Source organism: Arthrobacter sp. B0427-1-12 (assembly GCF_059092905.1).
Genome location: NZ_JBNHIC010000012.1, coordinates 75,070 through 93,333 on the forward strand (window position 1 = coordinate 75,070; position 18,264 = coordinate 93,333).

18 protein-coding genes are annotated in these 18,264 nt (G+C 66.9%); 8 read left to right on the forward strand and 10 right to left on the reverse strand.

Features of this window, described 5'->3' with window-relative positions; all coding sequences use genetic code 11:
• Positions 1–417 precede the first annotated feature (417 nt).
• Complete coding sequence (locus tag AC5RWU_RS09875; RefSeq protein ID WP_494029586.1) at positions 418–1,698, forward strand: SGNH/GDSL hydrolase family protein; 1,281 nt, start codon at positions 418–420, stop codon at positions 1,696–1,698.
• 53 nt (positions 1,699–1,751) lie between these two features.
• On the opposite strand, the gene AC5RWU_RS09880 is transcribed toward AC5RWU_RS09875, so the two are convergent.
• The 5 genes from AC5RWU_RS09880 to AC5RWU_RS09900 form a co-directional block, all read right to left on the reverse strand.
• Positions 1,752–2,042: a hypothetical protein gene (locus AC5RWU_RS09880; RefSeq protein WP_494029585.1), complete on the reverse strand. Its 291-nt coding sequence runs from the start codon at positions 2,040–2,042 to the stop codon at positions 1,752–1,754.
• Between the two features lie 126 nt (positions 2,043–2,168).
• Positions 2,169–2,594 (reverse strand): SRPBCC family protein, encoded by a 426-nt coding sequence (locus AC5RWU_RS09885; RefSeq protein WP_494029584.1) that lies wholly within the window; start codon positions 2,592–2,594, stop codon positions 2,169–2,171.
• A gap of 14 nt (positions 2,595–2,608) precedes the next feature.
• Entirely contained in the window at positions 2,609–3,184 is a 576-nt protein-coding gene (locus tag AC5RWU_RS09890; protein WP_494029583.1) for a flavin reductase family protein, read from the reverse strand.
• Positions 3,185–3,257: 73 nt separating this feature from the next.
• Positions 3,258–4,463: an acyl-CoA dehydrogenase family protein gene (locus tag AC5RWU_RS09895; protein ID WP_494029582.1), complete on the reverse strand. Its 1,206-nt coding sequence runs from the start codon at positions 4,461–4,463 to the stop codon at positions 3,258–3,260.
• Between the two features lie 40 nt (positions 4,464–4,503).
• Positions 4,504–5,541 carry an alpha/beta fold hydrolase gene (locus tag AC5RWU_RS09900; protein ID WP_494029581.1) on the reverse strand — a complete coding sequence of 346 codons (1,038 nt, stop codon included), beginning with the start codon at positions 5,539–5,541 and terminating at the stop codon, positions 4,504–4,506.
• Positions 5,542–5,677: 136 nt separating this feature from the next.
• Here AC5RWU_RS09900 and AC5RWU_RS09905 point away from each other — a divergent pair, with 136 nt between their 5' ends.
• Complete coding sequence (locus AC5RWU_RS09905; protein ID WP_494029580.1) at positions 5,678–6,631, forward strand: AraC-like ligand-binding domain-containing protein; 954 nt, start codon at positions 5,678–5,680, stop codon at positions 6,629–6,631.
• A 76-nt stretch (positions 6,632–6,707) separates the two neighbouring features.
• On the opposite strand, the gene AC5RWU_RS09910 is transcribed toward AC5RWU_RS09905, so the two are convergent.
• From AC5RWU_RS09910 to AC5RWU_RS09930, 5 genes are all read right to left on the reverse strand, one after another.
• Positions 6,708–7,637: an intradiol ring-cleavage dioxygenase gene (locus AC5RWU_RS09910; RefSeq protein WP_494029579.1), complete on the reverse strand. Its 930-nt coding sequence runs from the start codon at positions 7,635–7,637 to the stop codon at positions 6,708–6,710.
• Positions 7,634–8,713 (reverse strand): maleylacetate reductase, encoded by a 1,080-nt coding sequence (locus AC5RWU_RS09915; RefSeq protein ID WP_494029578.1) that lies wholly within the window; start codon positions 8,711–8,713, stop codon positions 7,634–7,636. The genes AC5RWU_RS09910 and AC5RWU_RS09915 overlap by 4 nt, the downstream gene beginning before the upstream one ends.
• A 2-nt stretch (positions 8,714–8,715) precedes the next feature.
• Entirely contained in the window at positions 8,716–10,512 is a 1,797-nt protein-coding gene (locus AC5RWU_RS09920; protein ID WP_494029577.1) for an FAD-dependent oxidoreductase, read from the reverse strand.
• A gap of 124 nt (positions 10,513–10,636) precedes the next feature.
• A complete protein-coding gene (locus tag AC5RWU_RS09925; protein WP_494029576.1) occupies positions 10,637–11,674 on the reverse strand; it encodes a helix-turn-helix domain-containing protein in 1,038 nt (345 codons plus the stop codon).
• A gap of 11 nt (positions 11,675–11,685) precedes the next feature.
• Positions 11,686–12,603 carry a LysR family transcriptional regulator gene (locus tag AC5RWU_RS09930; protein WP_494029575.1) on the reverse strand — a complete coding sequence of 306 codons (918 nt, stop codon included), beginning with the start codon at positions 12,601–12,603 and terminating at the stop codon, positions 11,686–11,688.
• Positions 12,604–12,730: 127 nt separating this feature from the next.
• Between AC5RWU_RS09930 and AC5RWU_RS09935 the strand changes: the two genes are divergently transcribed.
• The 6 genes from AC5RWU_RS09935 to AC5RWU_RS09960 all read left to right on the forward strand — a co-directional run bounded on the left by AC5RWU_RS09935 (position 12,731) and on the right by AC5RWU_RS09960 (position 18,239).
• A complete protein-coding gene (locus AC5RWU_RS09935) occupies positions 12,731–13,693 on the forward strand; it encodes an ABC transporter substrate-binding protein (protein WP_494029574.1) in 963 nt (320 codons plus the stop codon).
• Positions 13,690–14,523: an ABC transporter permease gene (locus AC5RWU_RS09940; protein ID WP_494029573.1), complete on the forward strand. Its 834-nt coding sequence runs from the start codon at positions 13,690–13,692 to the stop codon at positions 14,521–14,523. The genes AC5RWU_RS09935 and AC5RWU_RS09940 overlap by 4 nt, the downstream gene beginning before the upstream one ends.
• A complete protein-coding gene (locus tag AC5RWU_RS09945; protein ID WP_494029572.1) occupies positions 14,520–15,323 on the forward strand; it encodes an ABC transporter permease in 804 nt (267 codons plus the stop codon). Before AC5RWU_RS09940 ends, AC5RWU_RS09945 begins: the two co-directional genes overlap by 4 nt.
• 2 nt (positions 15,324–15,325) lie before the next feature.
• The gene (locus AC5RWU_RS09950; RefSeq protein ID WP_494029571.1) at positions 15,326–16,156 is read left to right on the forward strand and encodes an ABC transporter ATP-binding protein; all 831 of its coding nucleotides are present in this window, start codon (positions 15,326–15,328) and stop codon (positions 16,154–16,156) included.
• Between the two features lie 56 nt (positions 16,157–16,212).
• Positions 16,213–17,280: an MBL fold metallo-hydrolase gene (locus AC5RWU_RS09955; protein WP_494029570.1), complete on the forward strand. Its 1,068-nt coding sequence runs from the start codon at positions 16,213–16,215 to the stop codon at positions 17,278–17,280.
• 368 nt (positions 17,281–17,648) lie between these two features.
• Positions 17,649–18,239 carry an AMIN-like domain-containing (lipo)protein gene (locus tag AC5RWU_RS09960; protein WP_494029752.1) on the forward strand — a complete coding sequence of 197 codons (591 nt, stop codon included), beginning with the start codon at positions 17,649–17,651 and terminating at the stop codon, positions 18,237–18,239.
• Positions 18,240–18,264: the final 25 nt, after the last annotated feature.

Below are 18,264 nucleotides of genomic sequence, written 5' to 3' on the forward strand. Positions count from 1 at the left end.
GCTTATTTCCGGTGGTTAGTGGTTTCTTCGTAACCCTGTTCGTGGAACAGTCGGCCTGCGGGTGAAGAAATCTATTGACCGCACTCTTGCATCAAGGTAAGAATTAGTGCCATCGCTTCTCTGGCCGGCCGGAAGCGCGCAACCATGCGTATTCCGTCCGGTGCCTGTGGGGGAGCCGATGTTGGGGGACGACGGCGGCATCAGCCTTCCGGGCACACGGAACGCGGGTGTCGCCGTCGTAATGTCATGGAGGGGACCTGGTCAGGCGTCGCCGCCGTCCGGAAGAAGGCGCAGTCCCCGCCCCGCTGCCGCGGCCCCGGCGGCTTATAGTGGAACTATCTTTCACCGCCGCTTCCGCGCGGATTCCCTGGGCACTCGGAATGCCGGCGGAGGCAGCCTGCGGGAAGGTCGTCGGCCATGACAGACAATCTCGGAAAACCAGCGCCGCGACGGCGCTGCCCGATGCGCCGGCCGGATAGGCAGCCCCGGCCGGGTACATGGCGCCGGGCGAGGCTGTTCGCCGCCGCGGCGTCGGCGGCGCTGGCCATGGCGGCGCTGGTACCGGCCGCAGCGGCTCCTGCCCAGGCCGCACCGCCGGGGCCGGATTGGGTGGTCAGCCTCGGCGACTCCTTTATCTCCGGGGAGGCCGGACGCTGGGCCGGCAACTCGGCGGATTTCATGCAGGTGGACGCCCTGGGCCCCGCCGCCTACCATGACACCGCAGCCGGCGAGTCGATCCCCGGCTGCCACCGCTCCGGCGCCGCCGAAATCCACATCGGCGTCGTTAACTCCTCCAACCTGGGCTGCTCCGGATCAGGAACCCGCACTGCGGTGAGCCCGAACGGACAGTTCAAGCCGGGGTTGGACTTTTTCGACGACGGCCTCGGCCATGTGGGCCAGGCACTGGCGCTCCAGGAGTTCGCGGCGGACCGGAAAGTCCGGATGATTACGGTTTCCGTCGGCGGGAACGACTTCGGATTCACCAGGATCGTGGCCAGCTGCCTGGCGGCCTACGCTCTGTCCACCACCGCGTTTCCGATCTTCTGCAGCAACGATCCGACCGTGCGGGCGAGCTTCAGCCCGGCGAATGTCGAGGCTATTGCCAAGCGCATTGCCGCCGGACTGCAGAACATCCGCACCGCCATGACCCGGGCCGGCTATCTGGACGCGGACTACACCGTCGTGGTCCAGAACTATCCGCAGCCCCTGCCAGGCTCCGCCGCGATGGCCTATCCGGAGGCGGACCATCAGCGGCTGGCCCTCGGCTGCGGCCTGTGGAACCGGGACATCGACATGGCGCAGAATGTGGCCGTGCCGGCCATCAACGCGGCGGTGTCCTCCGGGGTGGCGCAGTCCGGCCTTGCCAATGCGGTAGTCCTGGATGTCCGAAGCCTGCTCGCCGGGCACCGTCTCTGTGAAACGGGAACTGCCAAGCTGAGCGATACGGCGCTGGCCAGCTGGCGCAGCGCAGGGGCCTCGGACGTCAGTGAATGGGTCAGCGAGATCCGGATCGCCGTCCCCGGGGTGGGGCCGTACCAGATCCAGGAGGACCTGCATCCGAACTTCTGGGCCCAGCTGGCCCTGCGGAACTGCCTGCGGCAGGTCTTCGGCACCGGCACAGTCGCCGGCGGCAGCTGCGTTTCCGCTGGCCCCGGCCTGACGAATACGGGGGAACCGCCGGTCCTGCTGAACCGTTGACCTGGACTGAACCCGTCGGCCTGCACCGCGGATGGCTTTGCGCGGTGCAGGCTTTAGTCGGAGTCTTCTTCCGGTTCCGTCAGCCCGCTCTGTGCCCGGTCGGCTGCTTCGGAGGAGCCCGGCGGCAACGGATCCGCCGCGGGCGGCACCTGGTCGGAGGAGTAGTCCTTCAGGCCGGCCTCCACCCGCTCCCGTTCGGCTGCCGCTTCGAGGGCATCGTCGTCGAGCCGGTCCGGCATCCCGGCGTGGCCCTGCGCGATCGGCTGGGGCAGGACGTCGTCCTCGGTGGTCTCCATGACGTCATCCAGGTTCGGGGAACGTTCTTCGCTTGGGTGGGACATCATGTCTCCTGCGCTTGAAGTTGCTGCCCACTCTAGCGCCGGGCCGCAGGGTTGGGAACGGCAGGGGGACCAGAATGGCTCAGGTAATCAGCCTGGCCGATCTCGTTAGGTGAATCCTAGGGCGTTCCGCTACGCGCGAGGCTTTTCCGCCCGGGCCTTGACCCCGTTGACAAACTGGGTGAAGGAGGGCTGCAGCTCCGGCATCGACCTGGCGGCCAGCGGCAGCAGCGGTCCGCTGAATTCCTCCCGGACCCGCAGGTGCGTGAGTTCGCCGTCGGGCACTACGGTGAAGGTGCGGACACCCTGGAACAGGCCAAGTGGCATTCCGCCGGTCCAGGTCATGATCCGCCGGTTGCGCGACTGGCCCACCTTCACCGGAAAGCTGCGGCGCGGGTTGAGGGCCGAACGGACCTTGATCCGTTGACCGTCGGCGATGACGCCCTCCACCTTGGCGATGCCGGAGTCCCACTCAGGATAGGCGGAGCCGTCCGTAATGATCTCCCAGACGGTGTCCGCGGTGGCGTGGATGTGGGCCTCGGCCTGGTAAGTCAGCATGTGGATCAGTCTAGTCAGCCGATCCGCGATTCGGCGCTGAGCGCGTGCCATTCCCGGTTGTGGTACACCAGCGGATGCGCCTGCTCCGCGCCGCGGTCCTCGGTCATGGGGATGTTGACCTGCAGGACCTGCACCGCCACCACGGAGGAGTCTCCCGCTGTCATCTGGTTGACGATCCTGCCGCGCAGCCATGCGTTGGCGCTGGGCAGGAACGGCTCACCAGTGATGAGCCGCGACCAGGCCGAGGTGTCCGCAAAGCGGTCGATGCCGCCGGTGGCGAATGTCCTGGCCAGTTCGAGCTGGTCCGCGCCGAGCAGATGGACGACCACGGTTTCCGCCTCCCGGATGGCGGCGGCGGAGGAGGACTGCGCGGAGAGGGAGAAGACCAGCAGCGGCGGGTTCGCCGAAACGGAGAACACGGAACTGGCCGTCAGGCCGACCGGCCCGGCGGGGCCTTCCGCGGTGATGATGGAGACGCCGGCGGGATGGTTACGGAACGCAGCCTTGAAGTCGTCGGCACTGACCATATCGGCGAAATGTGGCTGCGCGGCGTGCGGGAGCCGGCGCAGGGAGGTGGGGTGGGAAGACATCGGACATCCTTTTATCGGTGGCTTGGGAGGGGAGGGTACGACGGCGGCGGGTTGCCGCCGTCGTACCCGCGGCTTACGGGCGTCCGGCGCTGCGGTCGGCCAGCGAGAAAAAGACCCACTGGGCGTCATCGGCAAGTCCGGAGAGCACTTTGCCGCAGCTTTGCAGGACGACGGGACCGGAGGTGACGTGCTGGGTGCCGGCGTGCATGTCACGGAAGAAACGCTGCAGGTCACCGGAGCGGAGGGCTGCGGTTGCCGCCCACTTATATACGGTCATGCAGACATCGTGGGCGGACCAGGTGGCGTTGTTGAGAGCCAGGCGGGTCAGGGTCTCCTGCTCGCGGTCGAGCAGCTCACCGGCGGCCAGCTTTGCCTCATTGCCGGCCCAGACATCCATGACGAAGGCGCGCGCCGAGCGCAGCTTGGCCTCGGCCTGGGCGTATTCGGCGTAGTACTGCTGGGTGTCGACGCTGGTGCCGGGGATGCCGGACTTCTTCCGGGCCAGGTCCTTCATCTCGTCCAGCATCCGGCGCGCAACGCCCAGCGCCCACCCGGCGTGGTTGATCCCGGACATGTTGGCCAGGCCTATGGTGTAGATGGCGCCGCCGTTGAGCGGTTCCATCGTGGCCACGTTATAGACGAATGCATCGGGGACGAAGACGTCCTCGATGATGTAGTCGATGCTGCCGGTAGCCTTTAGCCCCATGACATCCCAGTTATCGATCAGTGTGGCCTGTTCCTTCGGCAGCGTGAAGATCAGCGGCTCCCCGGTCTGCTCGACGATTGCGGCGGTATGGATCCAGGAGGCCTGCGGCATGCCGGAGCCGAAGCTCCATGAACCGCTGAGGCGGTAGCCGCCGTCGACCTTAACCGCCTTGCCCATGCGGGTGCCCTGCCCGGCGATCAGGCTGTAGCCTCCGTCGGGGAAGATGGCCCGGGCTGCCTCCTCACCGAGGTAGGCAGCAGTGGTGCCGGTGACCATCTGCAGCGCCATAACCGCCCAGCCGGTGGAGGCATCGGCGTAGGCCAGCTTTTCGATGGTCTCGACGACCTGGCGCGGGGAGGCTTCGTAGCCGCCGAGGGACCGGGGGATACCCAGGCGGAAGACGCCCGATTCGTGCAGCGCGGCAACGACCTCGTCCGTGAGCTTGCCCTCGGCCTCGTTGGCTTCGGCGTTGGCCTTCAGTACCGGGGTGATGGCTTCCAGCCGCTCAAGCAGCGCCGGGAAGTCCTCCATCGTGTTGAGCCGGGAAGTCTGTTCGATCAGTTCCTGCGTCATGTTCCTTACTTCCTTGTAGGGGTGTGTGAAGTGGATGAGCTCAGGCCTGCGGCCAACTGGACTGGATCCAGGCGATAACGGGCTTCACCGTCTCGTCCGAGTTCGCCTCGAAGATCAGGCCGTGGCCGTTGCCCTCGATGCCCAGTTCCGGCAGGTGCAGCCATTCAGCGTCGGCGCCGGCCGCAGCGAGGAATTCGACCACCTGCGGCGCGAAGCCTGCGAAGGCCGAGGCTCCGCCGGTGACCACGGCTACGGGCGTGCCGGCCAGCGCCGGGATGGCCAACGACGCCGGATCGACGGCTTCCGCTTCCGCTGCACTGCCCAGCGGCGGGTCGTAGGCGATGGGTGCGGCCGTCAGGCCCCAGTCGAGCCGGCCAAGTCCGGGGAACTCGACAAAGGCCGGCCCCATGGGCTCGATGGCGGCGATGCCCTTGACCAGCTCCGGCCGGGCATCCGCGGTGAGCCAGCCGACCGGTCCGCCGGCCGAATGGGTCACCAGCACCGCCGGGCCGATCCGGTCCAGCAACCGTCCCAGGCGCTCAGCGTCCAGAGCCTGGGAGTATCCCAGGTCGGCCGGAAGCGGGCCCATGCCTGCCAGCAGCTGGTCGACGCCGTCGGAGCCGATGTCCCGGGAGTACGTCCACTGGGTCTGGTCCGCGGCCGCCTCATCCGGGAGGAACAGGGCCTTGCCTGCCTCATAGGGGAAGGGCCCGCCCATGGGGCCGACGACGTCGGGATGGTACGGCGAACGGCCGTGGCCGGCACGGTCCACGATGTAGACGGCGAAGCCTGCCTCGACGAACCGGGTTGCCCAGCCGGGCCGGCCGTCGATGGTGCCGGTCCAGTCCGTCCCTTGTCCGCCGCCGCCGTGGATGAGAACCAGCGGATAAGGCTGCGTGATCTTGGCCGGGGCCTCCCAGGCCACGAACAGCGGGGCGCGCTGGGCGGTTCCGGTGGCCGTGGCCACCGGTTCACCGGAAATCCAGAAGTGGCCACGGCGGGAAGTGACGAGAGGCGCGTCGGCCAAGTGCGGCGCCTTGGCCCCAGGCGCCTGTGCCGCGGTCAGCTGGTCCGTCATAGTGCTGTCCTTTCGACAGTGGAAGCTTGTGTATCCAGTACGCTATTCGTGATGCAGATCACGAACATCACGGCCGGGCGCATGCCACTGTCGAATGCGCGCACGGTTCGGTCTGCCGGCGGTAAGGAGGGATTTGTTGCTGGACCAAAGCTCGGCCGCGCCCGCATCGGTGGCTGGATGGCGCGAGGCAGTCGCCCGCTCGCTGCTGAATTTCGATTTCGATTTCGTCCATCCGGACCGCTTCCGCGGGCAGTTGGACAGCAAACCTTTTGCCGGGATCAGTTTCATCTCGATGCACACCGGAAGCCACGCGGCCTTCCGCGATGCAACCCAGATTGGGGACGACGAACGTCCGGATTACCTGCTGACGCTGCAGCTCTCCGGAGAAATCACGCTCAGCCAGGATGACCGCAGCACTGTCCTGAAGCCGGGAGATTTCGCCTTCTACGACACAACCAGGCCGGCGACGCTGGTCAGCAGCGACGACTACCGGTCCATGAGCGTGAAGTTTCCGCAGCGCCTGATCGAGGCTCCCCGTGCGCAGCTGCTGGAACTCACGGCAACCCGGTTCCGCAGTGACGACGGCATCGCCCCGGCCGTCTGGGCCCTGCTCGAGCAGCTGAACCGGACGTCGGAGGCTGTCCACCGCAGCAGCCAGGAAGCGGCCGTCGCCGGCGTCATGAACCTGATCGGCACCATGCTGAACAGCCAGCTCGGCGCCAGGGAGCGGGCTTCCCGGCGGGATCCCCGGGAAACGCTGCTGCGGCGGGTCTGCGCCTTTATTGACGACCAGTTGGCCGACCCCGGGCTGGGACCGCGGGAGGTTGCAGCGGCGCACTTCATTTCCACGCGCCATCTGCACGGGCTGTTCCAGGACAGCGGCATGACCGTTGCGGCGTGGATCCGCGAACGTCGGCTGGAGCGCTGCCGTCGGGATTTGTCGGATCCGCTGATGGCTGCGACGCCGGTGGCGGCCATCGCGGTGCGCTGGGGTTTCAAGGGTGCGTCCCACTTCGGGCAGGTGTTCAAGTCGGCAACCGGGCATACGCCGGCGGACTTCCGCCGGTTGTCCCTGAACGGGGACGCATAGGAGAACGACGCCGGCACTTTGGTTCGCCGCTTCACAGCGAGGAGCCCAGGTGCCGGCGTCGTTCCCCTTATGGGCGTCAGGCGTCTTCCGCGGGGGCGAGGATGATGTCGAAGCGGGTGCGGGCCCAGGTGCGGTTGCCCAGGTCGCGGCCGTCGGGGGCGGGGGTGCCGGGTTCCTGCTGTTCGAAGCGCTTGATCAGGGAGTCCTTGACGCCGAAGACGGAGTCGCCGATCTGAAGCTGCGGGTCGCCCTCGACGAAGATGTGCGTGACCAGGGTGCGCAGGCCCGGTGCGGTGACCATGAAGTGCAGGTGCGCGGCCCGGACCGGGGAGCGGCCGGCGGCCTCGAGCATTTTGCCGACGGGCCCGTCGTGCGGGATGGGGTAGGGGGTGGGGGTCAGGCCCCAGAACCGGAAGGATCCGTCCGCCTCGGAGTACAGGTGGGCGCGGCCGGCGATGCGCTGGTCGGTGTACTGGACGTCGTAGAAGCCGTCCTCGTCCGCCTCCCAGACCTCGATCCGGGCCCCGGGCACCGGGGTGCCGTCGGTGTCGCGCACGGTGCCTTCGATCCAGCACGGCTGGCCGGGGGCGCCGCCGGCGATGTCCCCGCCGTTCCCGATCCGGGGGGCGTCCTCGGAAAAGAACGGTCCGAAGACGGTGGCCTCAGTGGCGTCGCCGACGGCCTGGTTGTTGACCGCGATGGTCTGCATGGAGGCACCCAGAACGTCGGAGAGCAGGATGAATTCCTGGCGCTTGTCGTCGGTGATGTGGCCGGCGGCGGTGAGGAATTCGATGGCCTTGTTCCATTCGGCCTCGGTCAGGCGGACCTCGCGGATGAAGGCGTGCAGGTGCCGGGTCAGGGACTGCATCAGCTGCCTGAGCCGCTCGTCGGGGGTTCCGTCGAAGGAGGCGACGACGGTGTCCACGAGTTTCTGCTCGATCGCTTCCTGCTCCGCGGAGACGGCGGGGGTTTGCTCGGTGATTGTTGCGGTGGTGCTCGTGCTCATGAGTGGAATCCTTCCGGTGCGGGGGTGATGCCTGCCCAGGCGGCGCGCAGCAGGGCCTTCAGGTTCTGTTCGGTGACGGGGCGGGGATTGGAGGCGGGGATGAAGGGAAGGATCAGCTCCGCCGCTTCGCCGATGTTCTCTTCGGCCAGGCCGTGGTCCTTCAGGGCCGTGGGGGCGTCCAGGGCTTCGCGCAGGTGGTTGAGCCCTTCCACGGCGTCGCCGTTGCCCAGGGCAGCGGCGATGCGTTCGGCTGCCGCGGGAGCGGCCGGCGCGTTGAAGGCCAGCACGTAGGGCAGGACGGTGGCGTGGGTCTGGGCGTGCGGCATGTTGTAGGCGCCGCCGAGGACGTGGCAGATCTTGTGGTGCATGCCGGAGCCGGCGGAGGCGAACGCGACCGCGGCCAGGTACGCCCCGTAGAGGCACTGTTCGCGCCCTTCGATGCCGGCCGGGTTTGCCTTGACGGCGGGCAGGCCCGCAGCCAGGGCGCGGATGCCTTCGGCGGCCAGGGCGGCGTTGATCGGATCCGCCCGCGGGGCCCACATCGAGTCCACGCAGTGGGCCAGCGCGTTCAGCCCGGAGGCCACCGACAGCTCCGCCGGCAGGGAGAGGGTCAGCTCCGCGTCGTAGACCACCGTGGCCGGCAGTACCCTGTCATCCACACCGGTGGTTTTGCGGGCGGCCTCGGTCAGTCCCCATACATTGGTGGCCTCGGAGCCGGCGTAGGTGGTCGGCACGGCGATGATGGGGATCCCGGAGGTCAGGGCGATGGCCTTGGCCAGGCCCGTGGTCGAACCCCCGCCGACGCAGACCAGCAGGTCGGCGTCGGCCTCGGCGGCAGCGGCCCGGGCCTTTTCAGCCTTGTCGATGGGCACATGCGGGGCGACGCCGTCGTAATTCAACGCGACATTGATGCCCTCGGTGACCCGGTCCGCGACCGGGGCCTCGAATTCTGAGGCGATCACCATCACCCGCTTCGCGCCCAGCCGCGAAACCTCCGCCGCCACATTCTCCCCGGCCCGGCCGCTACCGAACAGCACCCGCTGCCCGAGTGTTTCATGTGCGAAAACCAAGGACATGGTCAGCCTTTCCGGCTCAGGATGGCGGCCACAGCGTCCCGCAGGGCTGCTTCCGGGTCGGCAGGCAGCGAGTGCGAGCGCCAGCCGATGTGCTTATCCGGCCGGACCAGCACGGCGCCGTCCTCGGCGGTGCCGCGCAGCTTGGACCAGTCGAAGTACAGGTCGGTGATCTCCTGGCCCGGGCCGATCACTACGGTATTCACTGGAACGCCGAGCTGGTCGGAGACCTTCTGCGCCGCCGTCGTCCAGTCCTCGCCGGTGATGCCGGTGAACACAGTGAACTGTCCGTAGGGAGCCAGGTCATGCGTGGAGTACTTGTGCATGTTGTCGCCGACCCAGGCGTGGGGGAGTCGGACGCCCGGATGGGTGGAGGGCTCGTAGTAGAGCTCAGGATCGCGGGTGGGGGCGGGTTTGGTGGTGCCGTCGCCGACGACGGCGGAGGAGGCATAGTGCTGTCCCAGCTCCACGCCGTGGGCGTTGAACTCGTAGTTCTTGATTTCCATGGCCTCCTGCACAGCGGCGCGCTTGGCGGCGCCCTCCGGGGAGTTGTCCTTGCGGGATTCGATCAGCGCGTGCATCTGTTCGGGCGTCTCCGCCTTGTCAATGCCCAGCGCCTCGAAGAGCTGCCCGAATTCACGGCCGGACTTGTTGGCACGGGTGACGATCTGCTTGGCCACGGGGGCGCGCTCCGCGGAGTAGGTCTCCAGCAGGTCCGCGCCGGCCTGGCCGTTGAGCACGGCGGCCAGCTTCCACGCCAGGTTGTAGGAGTCCTGGATGGATGTGTTGGAGCCCAACCCGTTGCTCGGCGGATGCTTGTGCACGGCGTCGCCGGCGCAGAAGACCCGGCCGGACTGCAGACGCGTCGCGTACTGCTCGTTATTGCCCCAGAGCGAGATGCCGGTGATGTCGACGTCAAGATCCTGCACGCCGATGAGATTGCGGACGATCTGCCGGGCATCTTCCTCACTGACCTCCGGTGTGCCCCCGCTGATATCGAAGCCCCAGACGATCAGCCATTCATTCCACGGCCGGACCATACGGACCAGTCCGGCGCCGATCCCGCCGATGTTCGAGCCCGGCTGGACCACCCAGTACAGTACCGACGGGCGGTGGCCGACGAGTTCGGCGATGTCCGCCTTGAAGGTGATGTTCATCGACCCGGCAATGTCCATCTGCCCCTCGTACGGCAGGCCAATGTCCGCGGCGACCTTGGAGCGGGCGCCGTCCGCGCCGATGAGGTACTTCGTCTGGATGGTGTATTCAGAGCCGGTGAGGCGGTTCAGCACGCGGACGCTGACGCCGTTCTCGTCCTGGGTGTGGGAGAGGTATTCGGTGGAGAACTGGGTCTGGGTGCCCCGCATGGTGGCATTGCGGACCAGGATCGGTTCCAGGTAGGTCTGCGGGATATCACAGTTCAGCGACGGCGAGGCCAGTTCATAGTCCGCGTGGCGGGCCGGGTGGTTGCCCCAGGTAAGGATGCGGCCAATCTCCTCGCCGGCGATGGAGGTGCAGAAGACCGTGTCGCCGATCATCTCGTGCGGGGTCGCGTCCGCCAGCACCTGCTCCTCGATGCCCATGTCCCGGAAGATCTCCATGGTCCGCTGGTTGGTGATGTGGGCCCTCGGGGTATTGGCCGTCCAGCGGTACTTGGTGATCATGATGTTCGGGATGCCCAGGGAGGACAGGAACAAGGCGGCGGATGAGCCCGCCGGGCCGGAGCCGACGATCAGCACATCGGTCTCCACGACATTGGAATCCGGGGTCTCGGTCTCGGCGACCCCGTCGTTGAAAATCACCATTGGTTTTCCTCTCGGCAGCCCCGCGCCACGTTCTGCGGGGGATTTGCTCCGAGTGTTCCACGCCACAGCCAGCCGGAGGAGGGGATGGCGGAAAGCTGCAAAAGGATGGCCGAAATATGCAAATTCAGCCGGCTGCGACCTGACGCCGCAGCTGCACGGGCGTGGCGCCGAACCGCTCCTTGAAGGTGCGGGCGAAGTAGGCCTGGGAGGAGAAGCCGCATTCCTGCGCGATCTGGCCGATCGACATCCTGCCGCCGCGCCTGGACGTCAGGATGCTGCCGGCCAGGTCAAGCCGCCGCTTCAGGATGAAGCCGGCCACGCTGGTGCCTTCGGCACTGAAGACGCGGGACAGCTGGCGTTCGCTGATTCCGATCCCCTCCGCGATCCGCGTGGCGGACAGGTTCTGGTCCCGCAGCCGGCGCTCGATGAAGGCGCCGGCGGCTGCGAAATGCGCCGCTGGGCCGGCCGCGCCGGTTCCGCCCACCAGCGCCGTGAGCAGGTCGACGGCGGTTGCCTCGGTCCGTGCGGCATCGGCGCCCCGGGAGCGCAGCGCCGAGTCCATGAGCCGGGCCAGTGCGTGGCCGTGGCTGCCGGGTCCGTCCGAAGAACGGAAATCGAACACCTGGGGCATCTGCGGCGCGCTGCTTCCGGCGACGGCGGCATACACCTGGCGCGGCACTTTCAGCGCCAGTTCCTTCAGGCCCTGGGAGAAACCGCGCATGAACGGCCGGTCGGCGTCGTACATCACCGCCTGGCCTGGTTGCAGGATACGGCAGCCGTCCTCATGGTAGAAGAAGGCCTCGCCTTCCAGCGTGAAGTAAAGCACGACGGCGTCCGCCGGGTTCGCGTCGATGTGGTGCCGGGTGCGTTCCACGACATGGGGGTTCCCGGCGACGTGGGCAAACTGCAGGTTCGGCAGCTGGAGGTTCAGTTCGGTGGCATCCAGCGAGGCGTTGTCGAGGGTCCGGCAGCCCAGGCCGATCAGCGCCTGCGCATTGTGGTTTTCCCACAATTCCACGCGCTGCGGATCGGGCAGGCCGATGGTCGAAAAGCGTACCAGGCCGTCCGGAGCCTGGGACGGGCCGGACTTCTGCCCTGCGATGTTTCCGGTGGTGCTGTCTTTGGTGGTGCCCCCCTGCGGGCGCAGTGTTAGCTGCGTCATAGTTCCCCAGTCTAGCCGAGCCGGTCCAGAGCCGGCCCGGGGAGGACCAGCTCCAGGAACCGGCGCAGCGCCGGCGTGGGCGTCTGGGACCTGGACCAAACGACGGCGGCCTCCAGCGGGCGGATGACCTGCAAGGTTCGTCGGATCACAAGGCTGTCGTTTGTGATCTCGGTGATGGAGCCGGGCATAATGCTGACGCCCATTTCGGCCACCACCAGCGGCACGGCGGTCTGGAGCGTGGAAACGACGTGGACCTGCGGGCTGCATTCCAGGTCGGCCCAGACGGCCTCGATGAGTTCGATCAGGCCGGGGAAGCCGGGAATCCTGGCCGGAACTATCCAGCGCTCGTCCAGCAGGGAGCGCAGGTCCACGGGGTCCGGCGCGTCCCGGAGGCGGCGGGGAAGGGCGGCCGCAAGCGGCATCGGGTGGGCCAGTTCCACGTGGAGTTCGGACTCGTGGAACCGGCGAAGCTGTTCCGTGTTGCCGGTGGCCACGAATCCGATGTCCGCGATGCCCGAGGCCACCAGGGAGAGGACGTCCTGGGGAGCCGGGTCTGACAGTTCCACCTCGACGTTGGCGGCGATCTGCGCATACTTCTGCAGGAGCGGTGGCAGGTAGGTCCAGGAAAATGTCGGGACGGCCGCCACCCGCAGGCGCCCCCTGATGCCGCGCCCCAGGTCCAGCAGGTGCTGTTCGATCCGTGCGGTCCGCTGCAGCAGCTGCGCACCGGCTTCGACCAGGTACTCGCCCGCGGCGGTAGTGCGGACCCCGTGCGAATGGCGTTCCAGCAGCCGGATGCCCATCTCCTTCTCCAGCTGGGAGACCGCAAGGCTCAGCGGCGGCTGGGTCATGTGGAGGGACGCGGCGGCCCGGGAGAAGGACCCTTCCTGCGCCACGGTCAGGAAGTAGCGGAGCTGGCGGAGATCCATATTTAGAGAATATATAGCTTTTGCTGGAAATCGGTATTTGTCCTATAACTTCCGCGCGGGCAGACTCGAACGTGACCACGGTCACCACTAGTTTCCCCACGTGACCGCGTTCCGAGGAAAGGTTTCCATGCGTATCAAATACCTAATTGCCCTGCTGGGGGCCGCAGCGATGGCGCTGTCCGGCTGCGGGGTGGGGCAGGGAAGCGCCAAGGAACTGGCGCCGGACGACCCGATCAAGGTCGGCGTTATTCCGGTGGCCGACTTCGCGCCTGTCTACATCGCCCTCGAGGAGGGGTACTTCGAGCAGGAGGGGCTGAATGTCCAGACCCAGGTCATGCAGAACGCCGCAGCTATTGCCCCGTCGGTGATCAATGGCCAACTGCAGTTCGGCACTGCCGCCACCACTCCGTTCCTGGCCGCCGCGCAGAAGGGACTGCCCGTCAAAGCCGTGGCCAACGCGGCGGATGTCGCCGCTTCCGCGGACCAGGACGTCTCCGCCCTGCTGGTCCCGGAGAGCGCCGGTATCACGCGGCCGGCGGAACTGGAGGGCAGGACGGTCGCGGTCAATGCGCTGTCATCCATCCTCCATATCGCCGCGGCCCGCAGCATCGAGGCCGACGGCGGCGACCCATCCAAGGTGACCTTCGTGGCCATGCCTCTGCCGGAGATGATGACGGCCATGCAGCAGGGCCGCGTAGACGCCGCCAGTGTCGTGGAGCCGTTTTTCACCATCGGCAAAGCCAACGGTGCCCGCGCCATCGCCCATCCGTACACAGACGCCATGCTGCCCGGCGGAACCTTCGCACTGTTCTTCAGCGCCCAGCCGTTTATCGACAGGAATCCGGAACTCGTGGAGAAGTTCGCCTCGGCTGTGGCCAAAGGCAGCCGGACGGCAGCGGAACATCCGGAGAAGGTGCAGGAAGTGCTGGTGAAGTACGGCAAGCTCAAGCCGGAGACAGCCGCAGCCATGCTGCAGCCGGGCTACGGCAAGAACGTAAGCCCGGAGGCACTTGACCAGGCATCCGCAGTGATGACGGAGCTGGGCTTCCTGCCGGAAGCCGTCGACGGGGCGGCGGTGGTGTGGCAATGAGCAACGCTGTCGAATCGCTGCCCCCAGCGGCTGCCCTTGCCCGGTCCCGCCGCCGCAGGCCCTTGGACCACCGATGGCTGGGACCGGCAACCGTCGTCCTGATCTTCCTCCTCTGGGAGGGGGCCAGCCGCAGCGGCCTGCTGCCTGCGGCGTCGATTCCGGGCGCCGGCGATGTTATGTCCGCCTTCATGGCGCAGTTGGTGTCCGCACCGTTCTGGAAGGCGGTTTGGGGGACCCTCTCCGTAGCGCTGCTGGGACTGCTGGTCATCACCGTGCTGGCCACGCCGCTTGCGCTGGTAATCGGGCTGTCCCGGAGGGTGATGGAATCCACCTGGTTCGTGCTCGAGTTCCTGAAGCCTATCCCGCCGGTTGCCCTCATTCCCCTGGGGCTGCTGCTGTGGGGCCCTTCGCCCGGTATGAAACTCTATTTGGTGGTTTTCGGCGCCGTCTGGCCGTTGTTGACGCAGATGATCTACGGACTCAAGGAGGTCAACGGCGTCGCCATGGAGATGGCCCGGAGCTACCGGCTGGGCGGATGGCTGACCACCACCCGCGTCATCATGCCGTCCCTGCTGCCGTTCGCCGCAACGGGCCTGCGCGTCTCGGCCGCGATCGCCGTCGTCGTGGCCGTGGTAACGGAAATGATCGGCGGGGCAGAGGGGCTGGGCCAGAGCATCGTCGTCGCCCAGTCCGCCAACGCCCTGCCGGAGATGTACGCGCTGATCATCGCCACCGGCCTCCTGGGACTTGGCGTCAACCTGGTGTTCCGGTACGGGGAGAAACCGCTGCTCTTCTGGCACGCCTCACAACGAGAGGAAGCAAAGCCGTGAGTTCTGTACCATCGGCTCTCGGCCGCTATCGCGGCTGGAAGCTCGTGCTGCTGCGGACGTGGCTGCCAGCCGCGCTGCTGGTTGCCTGGGGGCTGACGTCCTCCGGGAACACCTCGCTGTACTTCCCGTCCATGGAGACCATCCTGGGCACGTTCGCCCGGGACTGGCTGGGTCCGGGCCTGGCAACCCACCTGATCCCGAGCGTGCTTAAGTTCCTGGCCGGATTCCTGCTCGCCGCGGTCCTGGGCGTCGGCTTGGGGCTGGTGATCGGGATGTATGCGCCGCTTCGCGCCGCTGTCGAACCCGTGATCCAGTTCCTGCGTTCACTGCCACCGCCGGTCCTGCTGCCGATCGGGCTGCTGCTGTTCGGAATCGGCCCCGCCATGAACATTGCCATCATCGTGGCCGGCGCCATTTGGCCGACGCTCCTGAACACGATCGACGGCGTCCGTTCCCTGGATCCGCAGCTGACCGACGTGTCCCGGTCCTATAAGCTGACCCGCTCACAGCGGGTGCGGTTCGTGATCCTCCCCAACGCCGGGCCGCAGATCTTCGCCGGCCTGCGGACCACACTGCAGATGTCGATCATCCTGATCGTCGTCTCGGAAATGGTCGCATCCACCAACGGCATCGGCTACTACGTGCTGAACTCCCAGCAGACGTTTGCCGTGGCGGAAACCTGGGCCGGAACCATCGTGCTCGGAATCCTCGGGTACCTGGCCAACCTCATATTCATCCGCGCCGAGCGCCGCATCCTGCGCTGGCAGGCCGGCATGCGCGCAACCACAGGGAGCCACTGACCATGACCAACACCACCACCGCACCCACCACCGGCAGCTCGTCCGCCTCCGGCCGCTCCGGCGAAGTCCTGCTGGAACTTCGCAATCTGCAGAAGAGCTACGGGGCCAACCGAATCCTGGCCGGCGTGGACTTCGAGATCCGCAAAGGCGAATTCGTCTGCGTCGTCGGACCGTCCGGTTCGGGCAAAACGACGCTGCTCAAATGCATGGCAGGCCTGCTGGCCCCCACCGCCGGCGAAGCGGTCTTCGAAGGCGAAACCGTCATCGAGCCGCCGTCGAAACTCGCCGTCGTTTTCCAGGACTACAGCCGCTCGCTGCTGCCCTGGATGACGGTGCGGCAGAACATCGAGCTGCCGCTGCGCAACAAGTTCCCCAAGTCCGAGCGTCCCGGGCGCATCCAAGAAGTCCTGCAGTCGGTGGGACTGGGCGGCAAGGGGGACCTCTATCCCTGGCAGATGTCCGGCGGCATGCAGCAGCGGGCGGCGATTGCCCGCGGCCTGGCCTACCGGCCTGACGTCCTGCTGATGGACGAACCGTTCGCGGCCGTCGACGCCCAGACCCGGATCGAACTCGAAGACCTCGTCCTGCAGGTGCGCCAGACCTTTGACACGACCGTCGTCTTTGTCACCCACGATATTGACGAAGCCGTCTACTTGGGGGACCGGGTCATCGTGCTGTCCGGAGCGCCCACCCGGGTCAGCGAAAACATTGAGGTCGCTCTTCCCCGGCCCCGCCACCAGGTGGAAACCAAGGTGCTGCCCGAGTACGCCCAGCTGCGCAGCCGGGTTTTCCAGTTGATCCAGGAAGCCAAGTCCCACGCCTCCATCCGCTGACCGGCAGCACCACCGGCAGCCCATGCACGCACCTAGCAGAACAGGACACCAACGCCATGAACTACCAGCCTCTGACCCGGGACGAAGCCCGGAAATACCGCACCAGCGTGACGCTGCTGGGCACCGCCGGCGGCCCGCCGTGGTGGGACGGTTCCGACCGGACCGGCATCTCCACCGTGGTTACGGTCAACGGCACCCACTACCTGATCGACTGCGGTGAGGGCTGGGGCCCACAGTTTCGCAAATCCGGCCTGGGCCCGGCAGGCTTCCAGAAGGGATTGGACGACCTCCGTGCCGTCTTCATCACCCACCACCATTCGGACCACATGGTTGACTACCCCAATCTGCTGTTGCTGGCCTGGCACAACGGCTCCGACGGCCTGAAGCGGCCGATCAAGGTTCTCGGCCCCGGAGACAGAGGCGTTCTTCCGCCCATTTTCGCCGAGGAAAAGCGCGGGAATCTGCCGGAGGTCTTCAACCCGGAATCACCGACGCCCGGACTGGCCGAATCGACCGGCCGCCTCCTGCAGGCTTATGCCCTGGACATCAATGACCGGATGCGGGACAACGCCAAGCAGGACCTGCGGGAGATCTTCGAGGTCGAGGACATTGCGCTCCCGGCGGGAACCGGCGAGGATCCCAACGGCAACCCGACGCCGGCGATGGAGCCCTTCGAGATCTACCGCGATGAAAACATAGCCGTCAGTGCCATCCTGGTGGACCACCGCCCGATCTTCCCCGCATTCGCGTTCCGCTTCGATACGCCGGACGGGTCGATCGTGATTTCCGGTGACACCGGCGTCTGCGACAACCTGGTGCGGATTTCGCAGGGAGCGGACCTGCTGCTGCACGAATGCATCGACATGGACTGGGTGGACAGCCTCATGGGACCGGATTCACCGAAACCCGACCCCAACCTGATGCAGCACATGCTGGCGGCTCACACGGCCATCGAGGAAGTTGGGCCGCAGGCGGAGAAGGCCGGCGTCAAGACACTGGTGCTCACGCACCTGGTCCCCGGCAATACGCCCGTGGAGAAGTGGGAGAAGGCGCAGGTGGGTTTCTCCGGAAACCTGGTAGTGGGCGAGGATCTGATGCACTTCGGGCTGGGCCAGCCGCGCTGACAGTCCAGGAGAAGGACGCCGGCACCTTAGGTTCCGTGGCGCCACGGAACCTCAGGTGCCGGCGTCGTTAGCAAGGAACGTTATTAACTAGGTCAGCGCGGCGCCGATTGCGTATCCAATCGTTTCGTCTTTGTCCCCGAATCTTGCTGGTTCCGGATGTTTCCGGCGCGCACACTAAGTGCAACACTCCGCGCAGAATGCTGTGCGGACGTGCCAGTTGCTACGGGGCCGCGCAGGCCATGGCGTCGAAACGGACGTCCTTTCACTCGCAATCGCTGATTAAGCAATCGCTGATTAACAGGATGCAGGACATGCACGCGATCTTCAGGGCGGCCAGGGGACAGCTGCCCAACCAACCAAAACCTCGGATGCCGGCGGCGCGGGGCCGCAGGCGGGCGCGGAAGCCGCTCCGCGCGCTGCTGGCCGCCGTGGTGATGTTCGCCGGTCTGGGGCTGGTGACGTCGGCCGCCGCATCGGCGGCTCCCTACTGCGGGATCACCTGGGGCTCGCTGGCCAAGGCGAACGCTCCGCTAAATACGGGTCCCGGCCAGGATCCGATCACCAACATCCGGGCCGGCCGGCACGCCTGCTTCGACCGCTTGGTGGTAGACGTCGCCGGCGAGGCGCCGCGGTACAACGTCCGCTATGTCCAGGCCGTGACCCAGGACGGGTCCGGCTTCACAGTGCCGCTGCGGGGCGGGGCGTTCCTGCAGATCACGGTCTTTGACCCTGCCTATGACCAGAACGGCAACGCGACGTACAACCCGGCGAACCCGAATGAAGCGGTGAACGTGGCTGGTTTCCAGACCTTCCGCCAGGTGGCATTCGCCGGCAGCTTCGAGGCCGTCACGCAGATCGGCCTGGGCGTGCGCGCCCGGCTGCCGTTCCGGGTGTTCACGCTCGACGGCCCCGGGGAGGGGTCGCGGCTGGTGATCGACGTCGCCCACCGTTGGCAGTAACGTAACCGTACGACGCCGGCCCCCG